Source organism: Flagellimonas aquimarina (genome assembly GCF_003149745.1).
Taxonomy (GTDB): Bacteria; Bacteroidota; Bacteroidia; order Flavobacteriales; family Flavobacteriaceae; genus Flagellimonas; species Flagellimonas aquimarina.
On the sequence record NZ_QGEG01000001.1, the window covers coordinates 495,021 to 515,332 of the forward strand.

19 protein-coding genes are annotated in these 20,312 nt (G+C 38.4%); 8 read left to right on the forward strand and 11 right to left on the reverse strand.

Going from position 1 to position 20,312, the window contains the following annotated elements:
• Window positions 1–57 precede the first annotated feature (57 nt).
• Entirely contained in the window at window positions 58–249 is a 192-nt protein-coding gene (locus DKG77_RS02205) for a cold-shock protein (protein ID WP_109659760.1), read from the forward strand.
• 57 nt (window positions 250–306) lie between these two features.
• On the opposite strand, the gene DKG77_RS02210 is transcribed toward DKG77_RS02205, so the two are convergent.
• Window positions 307–756 (reverse strand): nucleoside deaminase, encoded by a 450-nt coding sequence (locus tag DKG77_RS02210; protein ID WP_109659762.1) that lies wholly within the window; start codon window positions 754–756, stop codon window positions 307–309.
• An 83-nt stretch (window positions 757–839) separates the two neighbouring features.
• Between DKG77_RS02210 and DKG77_RS02215 the strand changes: the two genes are divergently transcribed.
• Together DKG77_RS02215 and DKG77_RS02220 are read left to right on the forward strand one after the other, a co-directional pair.
• The gene (locus DKG77_RS02215) at window positions 840–2,618 is read left to right on the forward strand and encodes a 1-deoxy-D-xylulose-5-phosphate synthase (protein ID WP_109661390.1); all 1,779 of its coding nucleotides are present in this window, start codon (window positions 840–842) and stop codon (window positions 2,616–2,618) included.
• A complete protein-coding gene (locus DKG77_RS02220) occupies window positions 2,609–3,664 on the forward strand; it encodes a DUF3078 domain-containing protein (protein WP_109659763.1) in 1,056 nt (351 codons plus the stop codon). The genes DKG77_RS02215 and DKG77_RS02220 overlap by 10 nt, the downstream gene beginning before the upstream one ends.
• Here the strand turns inward: DKG77_RS02220 and dgt are convergent.
• Window positions 3,661–5,019, reverse strand: coding sequence for a dGTP triphosphohydrolase (gene dgt / locus DKG77_RS02225; protein WP_109659765.1), 1,359 nt, complete (start codon window positions 5,017–5,019; stop codon window positions 3,661–3,663). The genes DKG77_RS02220 and dgt overlap by 4 nt on opposite strands.
• A gap of 329 nt (window positions 5,020–5,348) precedes the next feature.
• On the opposite strand from dgt, the gene DKG77_RS02230 reads away from it, so the two are divergent.
• The 3 genes from DKG77_RS02230 (at window position 5,349) to DKG77_RS02240 (ending at window position 9,661) form a co-directional block, all read left to right on the forward strand.
• Entirely contained in the window at window positions 5,349–6,548 is a 1,200-nt protein-coding gene (locus DKG77_RS02230) for a porin (protein WP_109659767.1), read from the forward strand.
• A gap of 75 nt (window positions 6,549–6,623) precedes the next feature.
• The gene (locus DKG77_RS02235; protein WP_109659769.1) at window positions 6,624–8,921 is read left to right on the forward strand and encodes an inorganic phosphate transporter; all 2,298 of its coding nucleotides are present in this window, start codon (window positions 6,624–6,626) and stop codon (window positions 8,919–8,921) included.
• A gap of 23 nt (window positions 8,922–8,944) precedes the next feature.
• Window positions 8,945–9,661 (forward strand): DUF6503 family protein, encoded by a 717-nt coding sequence (locus DKG77_RS02240; protein WP_109659771.1) that lies wholly within the window; start codon window positions 8,945–8,947, stop codon window positions 9,659–9,661.
• A 3-nt stretch (window positions 9,662–9,664) separates the two neighbouring features.
• Here the strand turns inward: DKG77_RS02240 and nadD are convergent, their stop codons facing one another.
• The 6 genes from nadD to DKG77_RS02270 form a co-directional block, all read right to left on the reverse strand.
• Window positions 9,665–10,249: a nicotinate (nicotinamide) nucleotide adenylyltransferase gene (nadD, locus tag DKG77_RS02245; RefSeq protein ID WP_109659773.1), complete on the reverse strand. Its 585-nt coding sequence runs from the start codon at window positions 10,247–10,249 to the stop codon at window positions 9,665–9,667.
• A 4-nt stretch (window positions 10,250–10,253) separates the two neighbouring features.
• On the reverse strand, window positions 10,254–10,853 hold the full coding sequence (gene gmk, locus DKG77_RS02250; RefSeq protein ID WP_109659775.1) for a guanylate kinase: 600 nt from the start codon (window positions 10,851–10,853) through the stop codon (window positions 10,254–10,256).
• Window positions 10,850–11,707, reverse strand: coding sequence for a YicC/YloC family endoribonuclease (locus tag DKG77_RS02255; protein ID WP_109659777.1), 858 nt, complete (start codon window positions 11,705–11,707; stop codon window positions 10,850–10,852). Before DKG77_RS02255 ends, gmk begins: the two co-directional genes overlap by 4 nt.
• Window positions 11,708–11,792: 85 nt before the next feature.
• Complete coding sequence (locus DKG77_RS02260) at window positions 11,793–12,551, reverse strand: 3-keto-disaccharide hydrolase (RefSeq protein WP_109659778.1); 759 nt, start codon at window positions 12,549–12,551, stop codon at window positions 11,793–11,795.
• Window positions 12,552–12,554: 3 nt separating this feature from the next.
• Window positions 12,555–13,307 (reverse strand): 3-keto-disaccharide hydrolase, encoded by a 753-nt coding sequence (locus DKG77_RS02265; protein WP_109659780.1) that lies wholly within the window; start codon window positions 13,305–13,307, stop codon window positions 12,555–12,557.
• Window positions 13,304–14,356: a sugar phosphate isomerase/epimerase family protein gene (locus DKG77_RS02270; RefSeq protein WP_109659782.1), complete on the reverse strand. Its 1,053-nt coding sequence runs from the start codon at window positions 14,354–14,356 to the stop codon at window positions 13,304–13,306. The genes DKG77_RS02265 and DKG77_RS02270 overlap by 4 nt, the downstream gene beginning before the upstream one ends.
• 143 nt (window positions 14,357–14,499) lie before the next feature.
• Here DKG77_RS02270 and DKG77_RS02275 point away from each other — a divergent pair, with 143 nt between their 5' ends.
• Both DKG77_RS02275 and DKG77_RS02280 read left to right on the forward strand, forming a co-directional pair.
• The gene (locus DKG77_RS02275) at window positions 14,500–16,203 is read left to right on the forward strand and encodes a GMC oxidoreductase (RefSeq protein WP_109659784.1); all 1,704 of its coding nucleotides are present in this window, start codon (window positions 14,500–14,502) and stop codon (window positions 16,201–16,203) included.
• 9 nt (window positions 16,204–16,212) lie between these two features.
• Window positions 16,213–16,677: an ASCH domain-containing protein gene (locus DKG77_RS02280; protein WP_109659786.1), complete on the forward strand. Its 465-nt coding sequence runs from the start codon at window positions 16,213–16,215 to the stop codon at window positions 16,675–16,677.
• Between the two features lie 50 nt (window positions 16,678–16,727).
• On the opposite strand, the gene DKG77_RS02285 is transcribed toward DKG77_RS02280, so the two are convergent.
• Genes DKG77_RS02285 through DKG77_RS02295 form a run of 3 tightly spaced genes read right to left on the reverse strand, consistent with a single transcriptional unit; the run spans window position 16,728 to window position 20,308 of the window.
• Window positions 16,728–17,864 carry a Gfo/Idh/MocA family protein gene (locus DKG77_RS02285; RefSeq protein WP_109659788.1) on the reverse strand — a complete coding sequence of 379 codons (1,137 nt, stop codon included), beginning with the start codon at window positions 17,862–17,864 and terminating at the stop codon, window positions 16,728–16,730.
• 13 nt (window positions 17,865–17,877) lie between these two features.
• A complete protein-coding gene (locus DKG77_RS02290; protein WP_109659790.1) occupies window positions 17,878–19,047 on the reverse strand; it encodes an MFS transporter in 1,170 nt (389 codons plus the stop codon).
• A gap of 31 nt (window positions 19,048–19,078) precedes the next feature.
• Window positions 19,079–20,308 (reverse strand): nucleoside permease, encoded by a 1,230-nt coding sequence (locus DKG77_RS02295; RefSeq protein ID WP_109659792.1) that lies wholly within the window; start codon window positions 20,306–20,308, stop codon window positions 19,079–19,081.
• Between the last annotated feature and the right edge of the window lie 4 nt (window positions 20,309–20,312).

Consider the following 20,312-nt stretch of genomic DNA (forward strand, 5'->3'; position numbering starts at 1 on the left):
TTCATCTAGGTGTATTTAAAATACCCTACTTTAGTATTTTAACAATTATTTATTTTAATGACTGGCACAGTAAAATTTTTTAATGGATCCAAAGGTTTTGGGTTTATTACCAACGACGAAACAGGAAAAGACATTTTTGTTCATGTTACGGCATTGAACGGAGTGGAATTGAACGAAGGCGACAAAGTAGAATACCAAGAAGAAGAAGGAAGAAAAGGAGTGGTTGCTGCACAAGTGCAAGTAATCTAACAACAATATTTTATTTTGATTAGATTTGACCCTGATGAAACCATCAGGGTTTTTTATTTAGTTTAAATTTCTTCTTTGTATAAAAAACCGCTTTAACAGTTCCGCAGCTTCGTTTTCCAAAACACCTCCAACTAGCTCTGTTTTAGGATGCAGTTGCCCTCCAATTACACTAAACCCTCTTTCTAAATCTGGAGCTCCATAAACAATTCTTGAAACTTGACTCCAATATAACGCTCCCGCGCACATTTGGCACGGCTCTAGAGTAACATATAAGGTGCATCCATGTAAATATTTACCTCCTAAAAAATTCGATGCTGCCGTAATGGCCTGCATCTCTGCATGTGCTGTTACATCTTTTAACCGCTCTGTTAAGTTATGTGCCCTGCCAATAATCCTATTGTTCACGGCCACAACCGCACCTACGGGAACCTCCCCATTTTCAAAAGCAATCTCAGCCTCCTGCAAGGCTTTTTTCATAAAGTAATTATCGTCAAAAGGGTTTTTCACAATTTTTAAAAATGATTTATAAAAAGACTAAACTAAGCATAAAATCATTTTACTGATTATAGGTACTTTTGTTTTTTGTTTCCTTGGAAAAACTTTTAACACATATCAACACTCCTAAAGACCTTAAAAAGTTATCCTTGGATGAGTTACCTCAACTTGCCCAAGAATTAAGGGAGTTTATAATAGACATTGTTGCCACTAAAGAAGGACATTTAGGAGCTAGTTTGGGAGTGGTGGAACTCACAATTGCCATACATTATGTTTTTGATACTCCTGTAGACAAATTAATATGGGATGTGGGTCATCAGGCCTATGGACATAAGATTTTGACCGGTAGGAAAGATATTTTTGACACCAACAGGCAACTGAATGGCATTAGTGGTTTTCCTAAAAGAAGTGAAAGCGAATATGATGATTTTGGCACAGGACATAGTTCCACAGCTATTTCTGCTATCCTTGGTATGGCCATAGCCTCCAAGTTAAATGGAGAACATTTAAAGCAACACATTGCAGTGGTAGGAGATGCTTCCATCGCCAGTGGAATGGCCTTTGAGGGGTTAAATCACCTAGGAGTATCAGATGCAAATGCACTCATTGTGCTAAACGACAATGCCATTGGAATTGATCCAAGTGTAGGGGCTCTAAAAAAATATCTCACCAATGTAAAGGCCGGTACCGCCAAAGATGAAAATATTTTTGAATGCCTTAACCTAAACTACACAGGACCTATAGATGGGCATAATGTAATAGGCCTAGTTGAGGAGCTTGAGAGGTTAAAGGCAATCAATGGACCCAAACTACTCCATATTATAACCACCAAAGGAAAAGGGCTAAAAAAAGCAGAGGAAAATCAAGTTGTTTACCATGCTCCAGGAAAGTTTGATAAAAACACAGGAGAACAACTTAAAAAGTCAGATGCGCTACAACCTCCAAAATATCAAGATGTTTTTGGGCATACCTTAGTTGAGCTGGCCAAAACCAATAAAAAAATCATTGGCATTACACCAGCTATGCCCACTGGCAGTTCGTTAAAGTATATGATGGAAGAAATTCCGGATAGAGCTTTTGATGTAGGCATAGCCGAACAACATGCCGTTACCCTTGCCGCAGGAATGGCCACTCAAGGACTTATACCGTTCTGTAATATTTATTCCACTTTTTTACAACGCGCTTACGATCAAGTCATACATGATGTGGCTTTGCAGAACCTACCCGTAATTTTTTGTTTAGACAGGGCGGGACTTGTAGGCCAAGATGGTCCAACACATCATGGAGTGTTTGACCTGGCATATTTGCAATGTATTCCCAATCTCGTTGTATTTGCTCCAATGAACGAAATGGAGCTTAGAAACATAATGTTTACTTGTCAAAATGGTCTGGATTTCCCCATTGCAATACGATATCCGCGCGGGAGAGGAGTGAATTTAGATTGGAAAAACGAATTTAATACTATTGAAATAGGCACAGCTCGCTGTTTAAAGGAAGGCTCTAAAACGGCCATTCTAAGTTTAGGGCATATAGGAAATGATGTTTCCTTGATATTGGAAGAATTAGGGCAACCTGAATCTATTGGGCATTACGATATGCGTTTTGTAAAACCTTTGGACAAAAAATTGCTTAAAACCATTTTTAGAAAATATGAAAACCTCATCACGGTAGAAGATGGTTGCAAGATAGGAGGCTTTGGGTCCGCAATTTTGAGGTTGGCAAATGAGGAGAAAATTTCAAAACCTGTTAAGATTTTTGGTGTACCTGATAGGTTTGTTGATCATGGAACAATACAAGAAACACAGCAAATAGCTGGTATAGATTTTGATGCATTAAAAACTTACATTAAATCAACCTTAAACCAATGCGAGTAATTTGTTTTTCTATTCTTTTTCTTGCTTTTTTTTCCGTCCATTCACAAGTAAACCTTCTAAAAGTATTTGAACCAGATAGCACAGAGGCTGGTTTTAAAGTGGTTCGGATAAAGGATGTAAAGCTTAAATATGTGCCAAGGAGTGCTAAACTCACGGACCCCAGAACCGTGCTAAATAGGGTAAAACCGTTAAGCAGATGGTACAAACGCTTTAAGCCACAATCTTTCTGGGATAAGGTAAATGAATTTGGACTCAACATCAACGAAGTTGCTTTTGTAAATTGGAATGCAGGTGGTGATAACTCAGTATCCGCATTGGCTAATATGCGTTTTGTCAGAAACTATAAGTTCAGGTACCTGAATTGGGATAATGAAGTACGATTGCGGTACGGCCTAAACGCCCAAGAAGGCAGACAATTAAGAAAGACCGATGATCAAATAAGGCTGTCATCTACCGTTGGTTTTAGAAAAGATACAATCACCAATTGGTATTATTCGGTCAAATCAACTTTCAATACACAATTTTCAAATGGTTTTAAATACCCTAACAGAACAACCCCAATTTCAAGATTCATGGCCCCAGGCTATCTTTTCTTAGGAGCTGGTACCTCTTACATACCAGAGGGGAAAAAATTCAACTTATACATATCTCCCATTACCCAAAAGGCAACATTTGTTTTAGATGAAAACTTATCTAATCAAGGGGCATTTGGTGTTGAGGAAGGAGAACATGTATTTATGGAGATTGGTTTTCTTGTCACCAATACCTGGGAGAAAGAAGTGTTGAAAAATGTAATTATGAACCATCGTCTAAGTTTGTACACGGATTATCTTAAGAGCTTTGGGAATATTGATGTGGACTGGGAGGTAACCTTCAATTTAAAGGTTAATGACCATATCAACGCAAATATTGGAACACATCTTATTTACGACAATGATATCAAGTTTGATGAAGTAGTTGCGAATGACGGAACCATTGTTGATCCTGGAATTGCCAGAATACAGTTTAAGCAATCCCTAGGTGTTGGGCTTACATATGCCTTCTAAAACTGTTTTCCCATTAATTTACTATGAATATGCACCGCAGCACTGTCTGATAGGCTAGCTACAAAACAGCACGTATCCAATAAAATCTTGTAGACAGAAGTTTCTGAACTCTTATAGTTTTCTGGTAAACTTTGTATTAGCAGTTTATCATAATTGGTATGAATTCCTTCTTTTTTGTTCACCAAAGCAGTTGTATAAACATCAAGTATGTCTGAAATGATTCTATATCCAGCCAATTCTTTATCAACAACCTCGGTGGATTGATATACCTTCTCAACACTTAGTTTAATAATGTCATCTATTTGAGCTTTGTACTTGCCTTTATCCAGTAAAGGAGAATCAAAAGTCCCTGCCAAAATTTCTGTTTCGTTTTCTTCAAAAACTTCTACAGCATCCATGATCAAAGTATTTATGGCCAATGCCCTTAAATAGCTCAGGCGGTCACTGGACTGTTTCATGGAATTATATTTTTTGGTGTTGATATTTTCTTTCACCAAGTTAATGAGGTACTCCAATGCGTATTCTTCAGGAATGAGTCCTAAATTGATGCCATCTTCAAAATCAATAATTGTATAACAGATGTCATCAGCTGCCTCCACCAAGTATGCCAATGGATGTCTATAAAATCCAACCCCCGCATTTTTTGGATTGGGAATAAGCCCTATCTCATCCACAACTTCCATAAAAAAATCCTTTTCAGATTGAAAAAATCCAAATTTCTTATCTGCAATATGTTTGGAGGGTTTCTTTGGAAGTGAAGCTTTAGGATATTTCATGAATGCACCTAAAGTAGCATAGCTCAAACGCAGCCCTCCTGGCACACCTTCCCTTGATTCTGTTAGTAACTTAAACCCATTGGCATTCCCTTCAAAGTCGATTAAATCTTGATATTCCTCTTTAGATAGAAAAGTCTTGTACTTTTTACCGTTTCCTCTCTCAAAATAGTTGCCAATTGCTTTTTCTCCGCTATGTCCAAAAGGAGGGTTTCCTATATCATGCGCCAAAGCTGCTGCTGCCACTATAGCACCAAAATCACTAAAATGATAGCCATGGACCTCATTTAAATAAGGATATTTTGACAGAATCTTCTGCCCAGCAATGCGACCCAATGTCCTACCAACCACTGAGACCTCCAGACTATGCGTAAGTCGTGTGTGCACAAAGTCCTTTTTAGAACCTACACTTATGGGTAGCGGAATAACTTGGGTCTTGTCCTGTAGACTCCTAAAGGTTGAAGAAAAAATAATACGGTCATAGTCGACCTCAAAACCCAGACGGGTTTCTTCTTGCTCTTTGCGCAGCCTTTTATGCGTATCCCCATGTCTTTTTAAGGAAAGTAATTGTTCCCAATTCATAACCAAATGTATATTAAAGTGCAATATACAGTTTATGTATGCTTCTTGTCATATTAGCAGATATTGCCTTAAACAAAAACCTTTATGGGGCACCTAAGTTTAAACTTAAGTTAATCTTTAGGTTACAATAAATTAGTTTTTCTGTCGGATTTTTGTTCTTGTCTTAAGGCAAAACGGATTTCAGGATATATTAGTTTTTGTCGACTATTCTTTTGAAATCTAAAATATGGCCACCTTGGCCAGGGTGGCCATTATCAAACATAACATAAAACAAACGTTAAATTAACATTGATATTAGTTATTTGCACTCGACAAAAACTAATATTAAAATGAAATTAAAATTCTTGGCCATTGGTGTGGTCACTTTCTTTTGCCTTTCTTCCTATTCTCAAGTTGAAGCTCCTAAGTTTGGAAAAGGTCTCCTAAATATTGTCGGAAAAGATAGTACATGGACTATGAAATTTGCAATGCGCATGCAATTTTTGGGCATTGCTACATGGGATAATGGAACGGATAATGGCTTTGTAAATCCAGAGCAAAATTTTTTGGTTCGAAGAGCAAGGTTAAAATTTGATGGATTTGCCTATTCACCAAAGCTTAGGTATAAATTTGAATTGGGATTGTCAAACCGAGATATTTCTGGAGCAAATCAATTTACAAGTAATGCTCCTCGGTATATATTGGACGCGGTAGTGATGTGGAATTTTCATCGCAATTTTGAACTTTGGGTAGGGCAGACAAAACTTCCCGGCAATATTGAACGTGTTATTTCCTCTGGAAACTTACAGCAGGTGGATCGTTCTTTGGTAAACAGTAGATTCAATATTGATCGCGATATGGGTATTCAATTAAGGCACCATTTTAATCTAACCGATAAGTTTTTGGTTCGTGAAAAATTTGCTCTTTCGCAAGGAGAAGGAAGGAATGTAACTACTGGAAACCTTGGCGGACACCAATACACAGCAAGAATTGAATTACTGCCCTTTGGTAAATTTAAGAGCAAAGGAGACTATAGTGGTGCAGATCTTAAACGTGAAGCAACTTCAAAATTAATGTTGGCGGTTACCTACGATTCTAATCAAGATGCTGTAAAGACAAGGAGTAATTTGGGCTCTTATATGGCCAATGATGTAGGTTTTTATGAAACTACCATCAACACCACCTTTGTGGATGCCATGTACAAATACAATGGTTTTTCACTAATGGGAGAATACGCCCATAGAGACGCGAAAGATCCAATCGCCAAAAACTCTGATGGCTCAGAAACAGGAGACCTAGTTGTTGTAGGTGACGGGTTAAACCTTCAAGCCGGTTATTTGTTCAAGAGCAATTGGGAAATATCTGGCAGATATACCAATATTAATTTTGACAACATTATAGGCAGAGATACAGAAACACAATATACACTTGGACTATCAAAATATCTTTTAGGCCATAAACTTAAAGTGCAAACGGATTTAAGTTATCTTTCGGTTGATGGCGGCACAGATGAATTGATGTATAGATTACAGATGGATGTTCATTTTTAAAGGAAAACATAACTTTTAAATAACATTGAAAATCAGTAAAGTATAGACATTTGAAAATTATTTTTTAATACTATTATGGACAATATTTACCTTCTAATGATTATCGCCCTAGCTGTTTTGGCAATTGCCGATTTAGTAGTGGGAGTCAGCAATGACGCAGTTAATTTTTTGAATTCGGCTATTGGCTCCAAAGCGATTTCATTCAAATCTATAATGATTATTGCCAGTATTGGTATTGCTTGCGGGGCTATTTTTTCAAGCGGTCTGATGGAGGTTGCCCGTAAAGGCATCTTTAATCCAGGTGAGTTCTATTTTCAAGAAATCATGTTCATATTTATGGCAGTGATGATTACGGATATCCTGTTACTTGATTTTTTTAATAGTCATGGAATGCCAACTTCTACTACGGTATCAATCGTTTTTGAGTTGCTGGGTGCCGCAGTTGCTATGTCTTTGTTGAAGATTGGTGCTGCCAATGGAGACTTTTCTGACGTAGTAAACTATATTAACACTTCAAAAGCAGTACAGATTATTTCTGGTATTTTATTGTCCGTTGTTGTTGCTTTTTCAATAGGTGCGATTGTCCAGTGGATATCAAGGCTGTTACTGTCTTATGATTTTGAGAAAAAGTCTAAATGGACCGGTGCTCTATTTGGTGGAATAGCGTTATCATCAATAGCCTACTTCATCCTTATGAAAGGAATCAAAGGAACTCCGTATGCTAGCGAAACCTTTGATATTATTGGAGGAATGAAAATCAAAGATTTTCTAGAAGCTGAGGTTGTCCCAATTATAATTGTAAATTTTGTGTTGTGGTCATTTCTTTCTTACGTATTGATTTATTTTACGAAGACCAATATCTATAAAGTAATTATTGGTGTTGGCACTTTTGCCCTTGCCCTTGCCTTTGCGGGTAACGATTTAGTTAACTTTATTGGTGTTCCCATAGCTGCTTGGCAAAGTTATGAGGCATGGGTCGTTTCAGGGATTCCAGCTACAGAGTTTAGCATGGACGTTCTTTCAAAGAAGGTTCCTACCCCTACCTTACTTCTTTTTGTTTCAGGTATTATCATGGTAACTACATTGTGGCTTTCAAAAAAAGCTCGTTACGTGGCAGATACTGAAATTAACCTCTCTAGAGAAGGGGAAGCAAAAGAACGGTTTCAACCCAACTTTATTTCAAGAGGTTTAGTCAGAATTTCCTCCAGAACCTCACAGTATTTGATGGGCTTGTTACCAAAGAACTTGAAGGCAAAACTAGATAGGCAATTTGAAAAACCAATAATTGCGCTATCACAGGACAGGACACATAAACTTCCAGCATTTGATATGGTTAGGGCAGCCGTCAACCTAATGGTTGCGGGAATTTTGATTTCTATAGCCACGTCATACAAACTGCCGTTGTCCACAACGTATGTAACTTTTATGGTTGCCATGGGTACCTCATTGGCCGATAGGGCATGGGGAGCAGAAAGTGCAGTGTATAGAGTTGCAGGCGTCCTCAACGTAATTGGCGGTTGGTTCGGCACAGCAATAATCGCTTTTATTGCATCTGGCACGGTTTTAACGCTAATAAATTTTGGTCAAGGAGCAGCAATTGCCATCTTATTGTTTACAGCCATATTACTACTAGTAAGAAATTATAGTGCTTACAATAAAAAAATTAAGGAACAGAAGGCGGAGGATAGCCTTAATAGAGCTGAAAGCAGTTCAATACAAGGAGTCATTGAAGAAAGTGCCAATAATATTGCAAATGTTATAAAAAGAACCAATAAAATATATACCAACTCCATAAACGGGTTGGCAAAACAAGATTTAGAACTTTTAAAAAAGAATAAGAAACAAGGTGCCAAACTTTCCTCAGAAATAGAGGATCTTAGAAATAATCTTTTCTTTTTTATCAAAAACCTTGACGAAGCAAATGTAGGAGCAAGTAACTTTTACATCAATATTTTAGGTCATCTTACTGACATTGCACAATCACTTGAATACATAGGCAAAGTAAGCCACACACACGTACACAATAATCATAAAAAGTTAAAGTACAATCAGATTAAAGAACTTAAAGAGTTAGATCTTAGGCTTGAAAAATTATTCACCGATACACAGCAAATTTTTGAGAACAGAACATTTGAGGACGTGGGAAGTGCATTGGAAGATAAAAATGCCTTATTTGAGCTTATGTCGGATAAAATTCAACGCCAAGTTGCAAGAACAAGAACAGAAGAATCAAGTCCAAAAAACACTACCCTGTACTTCTCGATTTTGACAGAAAGCAAAGATTTGGTCGAAGTTATTTTTGAGCTCTTAGAGCTATACTATATAGAGCATGACAGTACCGTAGAACCAGCACGAATAGAAAAACAAGACTAGATTAACCTATCACTATTTATTTTATGCGTTACCTTCTTTTATTTCTGATTCTTTTTGTGAGCACTGCGTGCTATGCACAAACCATTACTGCAGATGAATTATTGAACAAATCCATAGCGTTCCATAATCCAAACAATCAATGGGAAAATTTCAATGGAGCATTTAAAGTGCTTATGAATCGTCCAAATTCCAGCGAACGTGTAAGCATCATTAAAATGGATTTGCCAAAACAGCAATTCTCATTAGAAGTACAAAAAGATAATGTTACTTATAGTTATGTTTTTGACAAAGAAGAATGTACCACAAGCTTAAATGGCTCCTCAGAAATATCTGATGAAGACAGAAAAACCTTTAGGTTAACTTGTGAACGGGGCAAAATGATGAAAAACTACTATACCTATTTGTATGGATTGCCAATGAAACTAAAGGATCCGGGCACCATTCTAGACAGCGCAGTACAAACCAAGACTTTTAAAGGAAAAGAGTACCTTGTTTTAAAAGTAAATTACGAAGAAGGGGTAGGTAAAGATGTGTGGTACTTTTATTTTGACCCCAATACTTACGCCATGGAAGTATATCAGTTTTATCATGATCAAAGTAAAAATGATGGTGAATATATTCTACTAGAAGGGTTGGAAGAAATAAACGGGGTCAAAATGCCTAAAACCAGAGCTTGGTATTATAACAAGGACAATAAATATTTGGCCACTGATATTTTACTTCAACCGGAAACGAAGTAGCAATTACCTATAAAAGTTCATTTCATCCATGTATTTCCAGACAGGGGCGGGAAGAAGCGGTTTTATATTCTTTCCTTTCTTATGTTCATTGCGTATAAACGTAGATGAAATTTCCATAATGGGGGCGTCTACCTTCATAATTTTTGAATGGCCCTCAAATCTATTTTCAGCCTTGCCATCAGAGATTCTAGGATATACGTATATAGAATAATGCTCTAAAATGGCTTCGTAATTCTTCCATTTATGAAAGCTTTTCAAGTTATCCTCGCCCATAATAAGTGAGAACCCATATTCTGCACCGTATTGTTCCTCCAAATACAATAGGGTATTAATGGTATAATTGGGCTGTGGCAAATCAAATTCTATTTTACTTGGCTTCAGTTTTGGGTAATCCTGTACCGCTTCAAAAACCATCTGATACCTATGGTTATTGTCTAAGAGGGATAGTTTGGTTTTAAAGGGACTTTGGGGTGTAATGATAAACCAGACTTCATCCAAATCTGAAAATTCGACCATATGATTGGCAATCACCAAATGACCAATGTGGATAGGGTTAAATGTTCCAAAGTACAGCCCTACTTTCTTCATCTATTCAACTTTCTTTTGAATCTGGCATTTTTGCCCCAACAAATTCTGCCACCAATTTATGCGATTCTTGCAGCGCAATATCCAAGTCGTAGTTTTTGATGACCTTATCAAATTGAGGTGCTGTGGCAAGCTCTACGGATGCTTTGGCAACTCGCATATTAATTTTATCATCACTTTCCGTACTGCGTTTTTTAAGCCTTATCTTAAGTTCATCAACACTGGGGGGCTTTACAAAAACGGCCAAGGTCTCTTCTGGGAACTTCTTTTTAATTCGAAGTCCACCTACTACATCAATATCAAAAATAACATTCTTGCCTTCCGCCCAAAGACGTTCTACTTCACTCTTTAATGTGCCATAGAAATTGTCTCTATATACTTCTTCCCATTCTAGAAAATCATCACTTTTAATATGTCCCTTAAACTCAGAAATAGACATAAAGTAATAATTGACCCCATCCTTTTCCTCACCTCTTTTGGCGCGGGAAGTAGCCGAAACGGAGAAAGCCAAATTGAGTTCAGGTTGTTTAAGCAGGTGCCTAACAATTGTAGTTTTTCCGCTGCCAGAAGGGGCAGAAAAAATAATAAGTTTTCCTCCTTCTTTCATAAAACATTAAGCATTTGCTCTTTGATCTTTTCAAGTTCATCCTTCATCTGCACAACCAATTGTTGCATGGGTGCATAATTGGCCTTGGATCCAATAGTATTAATTTCCCTACCTATTTCTTGAGCTATAAAACCAAGTTTCTTACCATTGGAATCTTTAGATTCTAATGTGGTCTCAAAGTAATCCAAATGATTGGCCAAGCGAACCTTTTCCTCTGTGATGTCATACTTTTCCAAGTAGTAAATCAATTCCTGTTCAAAACGATTGGCGTCCAATTCGACTTTTAAATCTGCAACTGCTTTTTCCAGGCGTTCGCGCACTGTATCCAACCGTTCAGGATCCATTGTCTTTACTTCATCAAGTAGGGCATTTAGGTTCTTCAAGCGAGCATTAAAATCTTTTTCCAATACCTGTCCTTCTTCATTGCGGAAAATGATAATTTCTGAAAGAGCCTGTTTCATTGCACCTTTGATGGCTTCATATTCCAATGGATCAATATCTCCCTTCTCGGTCTTCATGGTATCTGGCATGCGTAATGCCATTTCAAGTAACTTTACATCATCTCCCTTGGCAATATTGGCTAGCTGCTGCATGTATTTTTTAACAACACCTTGGTTTACCTCAGCAGTGGTTTCCTCTCCAGTAATCTCTAAATAAAGCCCAAAATCCACCTTTCCACGGATCAGTTCATCTGCAATCATTTTGCGAAGTTCCAGCTCCTTTTCCCTATAGGATTGTGGAATTCTAGCGTTTATATCAAGGTTTTTGCTATTAAGCGATTTAAGCTCTATGGTAATTTTTTTGGAAGGAAGTTGCACTACGTGCTTTCCAAAACCAGTCATGGATTGAATCATACAGAATGATAAATTTTGGCAAAGGTAACCAAAATAGGTATTTAGCACTTTGTTGTAAAAAACTGTCTTGAAGTGGTCAATTGGTTTAATCCAACTCCCTTACCCAAATGTTTCTATAGCTGACCCTGCTGTTATCCCCATGGTCCTGCAACATTATCGGAGCTTTTCCATGCGCTTCGTATTTAGGCCAACCAATATACTTGATTGTTCCCTCTATTATAAAATGGTCTTGAACCAGTACACCATTATGCAGTAATGTTACCGTTGCCGGTTCTACTATATTTCCTCCTCTACTAAACTCCGGTGCATGAAAAATGATATCATAAGTGTTCCATTCTCCAGTAGGGACCGAGGCCATTGCCAATGGAACGCCTTGTTTATAAACAGAGCCCACTTGCCCATTGGTATAGGTTGGGTTGTCATTGTTGTCCAACACTTGAATCTCATAGCGTTGTTGTATAAAAACACCACTGTTTGCCCTATTCTGTCCTTCTCTTTGAATTTCGGCAGGGGATTTCCATTCTATATGGAGTTGCATGCTCCCAAAATTCTTTTTTGTCTGGATGTTTCCGGTCTTGTCATTTACAGACATGCTCCCATCCGCATTTAAATGCCATTTTACCGTTGTGCTATCTACGCTACTAACCCATTGGTCAAAGTTTTTACCATCAAAAAGCACAATGGCATCACTTGGAGCGGCATTATTTTTTCCCGGAATGACCCTTGGTGGAACCGGCTCATAAAATTCCGTGGCTTCAGGTATGGTTGGTTCTTTTTCTTGACCGAAGGTAAACGTGACAGCGAATGCAAAAAATACGAAAAGGATATTGGAATACTTGGACATATGTTATAGCTCTTTAATTTTAATATTTCTGTAACCAATCACTATTGGTTCTCCATGATCTTGAAATGCAATTTTTCCGGTTTTAAACTTCCCAAAGGCCTCCCAAGTAGCGAATTTAGAATTGGCCACCATTGCATCCCAAGCTTCTCCATTTACAGGAAATTCTACGATTTTGACTCCATTTAAAACCACACTGCCTTGATTGACTTTATGGTTGATGGTAATTAGATAATGATTCCATTCCCCTAGAGGTTTTACCACATTCTGAGACGGTGATACCATATCGTAAAGTGCTCCTGCTTGGTGGTTAGTTCCATTCTTTGCATCTGGATGACCTATGTTGTCCAATACTTGAATCTCAGGTCCTGTGGTATATGGCTCTGGGTATTTTTCGTCTTCCACCACTCCCCACATGATGCCGCTATTGGCTCCACTATTTACCATCCATTCCACTGAAAGTTCAAAATTGGTGTATTCCTTGTCCGTTACAATGTTGAAACGCTCTCCATCCTTTCGCTGTTCAGATGTTTTGTTCAAAAGCATAGCCCCATCTTCCAAGCTCCAAGCTTCTTCTATGTTCCTTCCAGAATAGATGTGCCATCCATCCCAAGAAGACCCGTCAAACAAAACCGTCCAATTAGATTTTTCTTCCACTTTTGTTTCCGCGGTTTCCTCAACCTCTTTAGGACTTTCTTTTGGCTTCTCCTTACAAGCAAAAGCAAAGATCATTACAGTTAACAAAACTAATTTTTTCATAATCCCAGTATCTTTTTAAGTTTATTGGTATCGGTTTCCGCTCCAGCAAAATCATCAAACGTTTTGGTCGTAGCCTCAATAATATGGTCTTGAATAAATTTAGCACCTTCTCTCGCACCTTGCTCAGGACTTTTTATACAGCATTCCCATTCCATGACTGCCCAAACATCACAACCGTACTGGGTTAATTTGGAAAAAATGGTCTTAAAATCAATCTGCCCATCTCCCAGAGAACGGTATCTTCCTGCGCGATCTCCCCAATCATTATATCCTCCAAAGGCACCTTTTTTTCCAGTTGGGTTGAATTCGGAATCTTTTACGTGAAATGATTTAATAAACTCATGATAATGATCTATATACGCTATATAATCCAATTGTTGCAATACAAAATGGCTGGGGTCATATAAAATGTTTACCCTCTTATGATTGCCCGTAGCTTCCAAAAAACGCTCAAAAGTGTCGCCATCATGTAAATCTTCTCCAGGATGAATCTCATAACAAACATCCACCCCTTCTTCATCAAAATGATTTAAAATAGGTGTCCATCTTTTGGCCAACTCCGCAAAACCCATTTCTACCAGTCCAGGTGGTCTCTGCGGCCATGGGTGCGCAGTGTGCCAAAGTAGCGCTCCTGAAAAAGTAGCATGAGCCTTTATTCCCAGTCTTCGACTTGCCGTTGCCGCTTTTTTTACTGTTTCAACGGCCCATTCAGTGCGTGCCTTGGGATTGTTCTTTACCTTGTCTGGAGCAAAATTATCGAACATAATATCATACGCGGGATTTACCGCTACCAACTGCCCTTGCAAGTGGGTGGAAAGTTCTGTTATCTCTAATCCATAAGAATTTATTTTTCCTTTTAGCTCATCACAATAATCTTGACTTTCAGCCGCTTTGTCCAAATCTATAAGGAATGTTTCCCATGTTGGTATTTGAATTCCTTTGTACCCCAAGCCTGAAGCCCATTTGCACAGTCCATCCAAAGAGTTAAATGGAGGTTGACCATCCACAAATTGTGCAAGAAATACCGCAGGTCCTTTAATTGTTTTCATTTAAATCAATTTTTTAAGAAATGATAAATCCTTAACGTTTTAGGATTTATCGCCTATATTTAAGAAAAAAACTACGATGTTATTATTTTTCCTGTAGAAAGACATAAATATAGGGATTAGCTAACAATTAAAACAGTACAAAAATGAACGAAAATGTTGTTTATGATGCTATTGTTGTAGGAACCGGGATAAGTGGCGGTTGGGCAGCTAAAGAGCTTTGTGAAAATGGCCTGAAAACCTTGGTTTTGGAGCGTGGACCCATGGTAAAGCACATTCAAGATTACAAAACCATGAACGATGATCCATGGGATTATCCTTTAAAAGGTGAGTTGAGTGACAAGGAACTACAACAATACCCAAAACAACGTCGTCTAGGGTGGGCCCCGAAAGAAGATGTTAAACATTTTTTTGTTAACGACTTGGAACATCCTTATCAAGAAACCAAGCGGTTTGACTGGATAAGGGGATATCATGTTGGTGGCAGATCGCTAACATGGGGGAGACAAAGTTACCGTTGGAGCGATATTGATTTTGAAGCCAATAAAAAAGAAGGTGTTGCTGTGGATTGGCCCGTGCGTTATAAGGATATTTCGCCGTGGTACGATAAAGTAGAGTCTTATATTGGTGTCAGTGGTGAGAAGTTGGGACTTAAGCAATTACCAGATGGTCAATTTCAACCACCAATGGAGTTGAACTGCGTAGAAAAAGAACTGCAAAATGCTATGGGGACACAATTTGAAGATGGTAGACTTTTGACCATTGGAAGGGCGGCCCATATTACTGAAAACACAACCGCTTTTGAAGGTCGAGGACCCTGCCAGTATCGCAGCAGATGTTGGAGAGGGTGCCCGTTTGGAGGTTATTTTAGCAGTAATTCCTCTACTTTGCCTGCCGCTGAACGCACAGGCAATATGACGTTACGACCCAACTCCATTGTTCATGAAGTTGTCTATGATGAAAAACAAAAGAAGGCAACAGGAGTAAAAATAATTGATGCAGAGACTCAGGAAAAGTTAGAATTTAAAGGCAAAATAGTATTCTTATGCGCCTCTGCAATGGCTTCTGTAGGGATTTTGCTCCAATCAAAATCCAAAACATTCCCCAATGGAATGGGCAATAATCATGATGAGTTAGGCAGAAATATCATGGACCATCATTACCAGTTAGGAGCATCTGCAAAAGTTGATGGTCATCTAGACAAATATTATAAAGGGAGAAGACCAAATGGATTCTATATTCCTAGATTTGTTAACCTAGATGAAAAAACTAAAAGAAAAGAGTTTTTGAGAGGATTTGGATATCAAGGTGGTGCAAGCAGAAATCATTGGTCCGATATGGTAGCAGAAATGGGTTATGGAAAAGCACTTAAGGAAGCTATCCTAAAACCCGGAGGTTGGGAAATTGGCATGACCGGTTTTGGTGAAATGCTTCCCCATCATGATAACCGCGTGTCCTTAAGTCAAGATAAAAAAGACAAATGGGGATTGCCTCAACTAGATTTTGATGTTGAATTCAAAGAGAATGAACTTCATATGCGAGAAGCCATAAAAGAAGAAGCTGTAGCCATTCTAAAAGCTGCCGGTTTTAAAAATGTACAGTCTTATGACACCGAAACAGGTCCCGGTTTGGGAATACATGAAATGGGAGGTGCCCGAATGGGAAAAGACCCAAAAACTTCTGTTTTGAACAAGCACAATCAAGTTCATGATGTACCCAATGTCTATGTTACGGATGGCGCCTTTATGACCTCTGCCAGCTGTGTTAACCCCTCACTGACCTACATGGCTTTTACAGCCAGAGCGGCCAATCATGCTGCTGAACAATTTAAACAACATAAATTTTCTTAAATACCTACTATGGAAAACGCTTCTGCCCGAAATCTCTGGGGTGATTTTCTAGACGCCCATCTAGAATTTGCCTCTGAAGACGCACCAAAAGTGATACACTTTTGTGACAATGAAAAGGACGCCAATACTTGTGTCGACTTAGTTTGTAAAGATGTTAAACGTGCCACCTCTCATTCGTTGCTTGCAATGCAGCTGCGCAAGGAAGAATTGCCAAAAATCGGAGATTTTACAGTAGTCACGGACTGGTCTGGAAAAGCCAAATGTATTATCAGAACCACCTCAGTAAAGTTGGTTCCCTACTTTGCAGTTCATTCTGAACATGCACGGTTGGAAGGTGAAGGAGATAAAAGTATAGAACATTGGAAAAAGACCCATTGGGATTATTATACCAGAGAACTTTCCGAGTTTAACAGAACCCCGTTAGAAAGTATGATAGTTGTTTTTGAACGGTTCGAGAAAATCTTTCAAAGATAATGGCCGCCAAGTGCGGCCATTAAAATCTTCTTTGGAGAAAATTGTAATAATTAGTCCATTTCTACCCAAACATTGCCTTGTTTGTGCGAAGCTACGGTACCTTCAATAAAATTCATACCTCTAACACCATCTTCCATGGTTGGGAATTCACCATCATTGTATTGCTCTCCTCTTATGGCCTTTGCAGCTCCCAAATAAATATTTGCCATGGAATCAAAAATTCCCTCTGGATGGCCAGGTGGCATTTTTGATGCTCCTAAAGAGAGTTCAGAATTGTATGCATGTCCAGGCTTATATATTTGAACCGGTTCAGTATCACTCATTTTATAAAGGAAATTTGGCTTCTCTTGTTCCCATCTTAAAGCTCCTTTCTCTCCATAAATGGCAATTGCCAGCCCATTCTCCTCTCCTGTGGCAACTTGACTCCCCCTGATCACTCCTTTTACATGTTCTCCCATTCGAATAAGAACGGTTCCGTCCACGTCCATTTGATTGTCTTCATACAGGTAATTGAAATCGCATAACAACGATTTAACCTGTAGTCCTGTTGTAAATTCGACCATGTTAAACGCATGCACTCCAATATCTCCCATGCATGAACTTATTCCTGCCTTTGTGGGATCTAAACGCCAAACGGAAGAACGTTTTTCCTTATCATGGATTACCGTATTTATCCATCCTTGATAGTATCTGGCATCTACTTTATGAATTTTCCCCAATTCTCCATTTTTGATCATTTCCCTCATCTGTCTCACCATGGGGTAGCCAGTATAGGTATGGGTTAAGGCAAACACCTTGCCAGAGTTTCTATGGGCTTCTTGAAGGATTTTGGCCTCCTCATAGTCCATGGTCATTGGTTTTTCACAGATAACATGAAAGCCATTATCCAAAAGCTTCTTGGCCATTGGAAAATGCAAAAAGTTGGGTGTTAATACTGAGCAGACCTGAATACGTTCATCTTCCGGAAGTTTTAATTCTTCCTCAATAAGCGTGTCAAAGTCCTTATATATTCTATTGGTAGGCACATCAATCTCTTTGGCGAAAGCAATATTGTGCTCATAATCTGGGTTGAATACGGCTCCTACAATCTCATAATTATCATTGATGAAAGAGGCAACTCTATGGAGGACTCCAATAAGGGAATCACCTCCCCCTCCAATAATTCCTAGTCTTATTTTTTTTGGCATTTTTAAATCAGTATTAAGCTGTTTCTGTTTTTCTTTTCTTCATATATATATAAAGCCCAATGAAGGCAACAATCAAAATCGCTGGTAATATGGACATTGTTCTTAGTGCTTCTATTGCACTTGCATTATCCATTAAATTACCCATTACAGGTAAAACCACTGATACTGAAAGCATTCCAGCTCCACCCATTATGGACAGTCCCAAAGCTCCAGTTTCAGGAAGGTATTCTGCAACAAAACCAAGCATAGTTGGCCAGAAGAACGTAACTCCGACCGCAAAAACTGCTGCCGCCGCAAAAGTCATCCCCCCACTTGTAATAGTTAACAACCAAAGTCCTATAAATGTAAATACTGCCGAAAATAATAGCATACCTGCGGGCTGTAATTTATGAATGACCTTTCCTGCAAAGGCACGTCCTAACGCCATGATACCGTTTATAAATGCTAGCACCAATAACGGCACTGCAACGGATTCTTTTAGCAATGATTCTATGCGTTGCGTTGTTCCCAGCTCTGAAGCTGCAGTCAAAAACATACACAAGACCATAAAAATGAACAATGGCTTGCCTAAACTGGCAATCATTTTATTGTTGCTGACACCCATTTGTACGCGTTCGGTAACCGGAAAGTTTTGTCCCAAAAACATAAAACCATAGACAATTAATGGAATAAACAACACTCCTACCATTACCTGCCATCCAAGTCCCATGACATCCATCACTAACCAGCCTACCAAAGAACCTATTACTATTCCCCCTGGAAACCAAACATGAAAACGATTCAACATCTTTGTCTTATTCTTGGTATACATGGAGGCAATCATTGGGTTGAGCGCTGCTTCCACCATTCCATTGCCTATCCCTACAAAAAGTGTGGCCAAGAACAACGAAGTCTGATCCTTTGCCAATATTGTCCATATGATACCAATAGCATGGGTAATAAAAGCTATCCAGGTTATTTTTTTGATGCCTAGGGAATCCACCAAGGGTCCTCCAACTATCATGGCAATTGTAAAACCCCAAAAAGCAGGTGTAAACGCCCATCCTATTTGTTCCAAAGTAAGACCCACACCTTCTGGTCCGAAAACAGTTTCTAATCTTGCCCTTATTGCAAAGGTCATTGCCGTTACCAAGAGGGCAACACAGGAAGCAACAAAAAGTCTATTCTTATTAATATTTTCCATCAAAATGTATTTGGTTAGTTATCTATTTGGTTCAATTTTTATATTCTATTTTTTCATTTTTAAAAACCAATGCGAACAGTAAAAAAACAATTAAGGCAAATCCTGCCGGATATACCCAAACGTTTTCCCATAAAGCAGTGCCATCCGCTTGTATAAATTTATCATAGATTTTCCCAGCCACCCAAAATCCAATCAACATACCTACCCCGTAGGTTGCCAAAGTTATTAGGCCTTGAGCAGAGCTTTTATATTCTTCTCCAGCTTTTGAATCGGTATAAATTTGGCCGGACACAAAGAAGAAATCATAACAGATACCGTGAAGGGCAATTCCTATAGCTAGCATGAAAAATAGTTCTCCAGAATCACCAAAACTAAAGAGCAAGTACCTAACTGTCCATGCCAACATTCCTACCAAAATAGTTTTTTTAAATCCATATTTCCTAAAAAAGAAGGGAAGTAGTAACATGAAAAAGATTTCGGAAAATTGGCCTAAAGATGCCCAAGCCGTAGAATTTTCGACATTCGATTCCGTTAAAAAAGTTCCGATGTGCTGGTAATAAAATGCTAAAGGAATACATATTAAAATTGAGGATAAAAAGAACACAGAAAAGTTTCTATCCTTTAAAAGTTTTAAAGCATCCAATCCCAGTATTTGACCAATGGTTCTTTTTTCACCGGTTCCAACCTTGGGTGGCGTTTTTGGAAGTGAAAAACTAAATAGTCCCAAGATTGCTGAAGCAATAGCCACCATTAGAAAAGTGTTTTTCAAAAACCCTGACTCAATATTTTCAATCGAATCCCATTTAAAAGCCAAGCTAATTATCCAACCTGCCAAAATCCATCCAATAGTGCCAAACACCCTAATGTATGGAAACTCTTTTGATGGGTTTTTCATTTGATTAAAAGCAACTGAATTTACCAAAGCCAAGGTGGGCATATATAAAATCATGTAACCCAATACGTAGGGATAAAAAACTGTAAAATCTTCAGCTCCATACATAAGGTACATCAATATCGCACCAGAAATATGCAAAACTCCTAAAATACGTTCTGCGTTAAAATACCTATCTGCTATCAAGCCTATAATAAATGGCGCTATAATTGCTCCCCAGGACTGTGTGGAATATGCCATTGCCGTCTCGGCCCCTGATGCATTCAAATTATTTCCCAAAAAAGGTCCTAAAGTAACGAACCAGCCTCCCCAGATGAAAAATTCTAAAAACATCATAAAGGATAATTGGAACTTGATTTTTGTGCTCATAAAT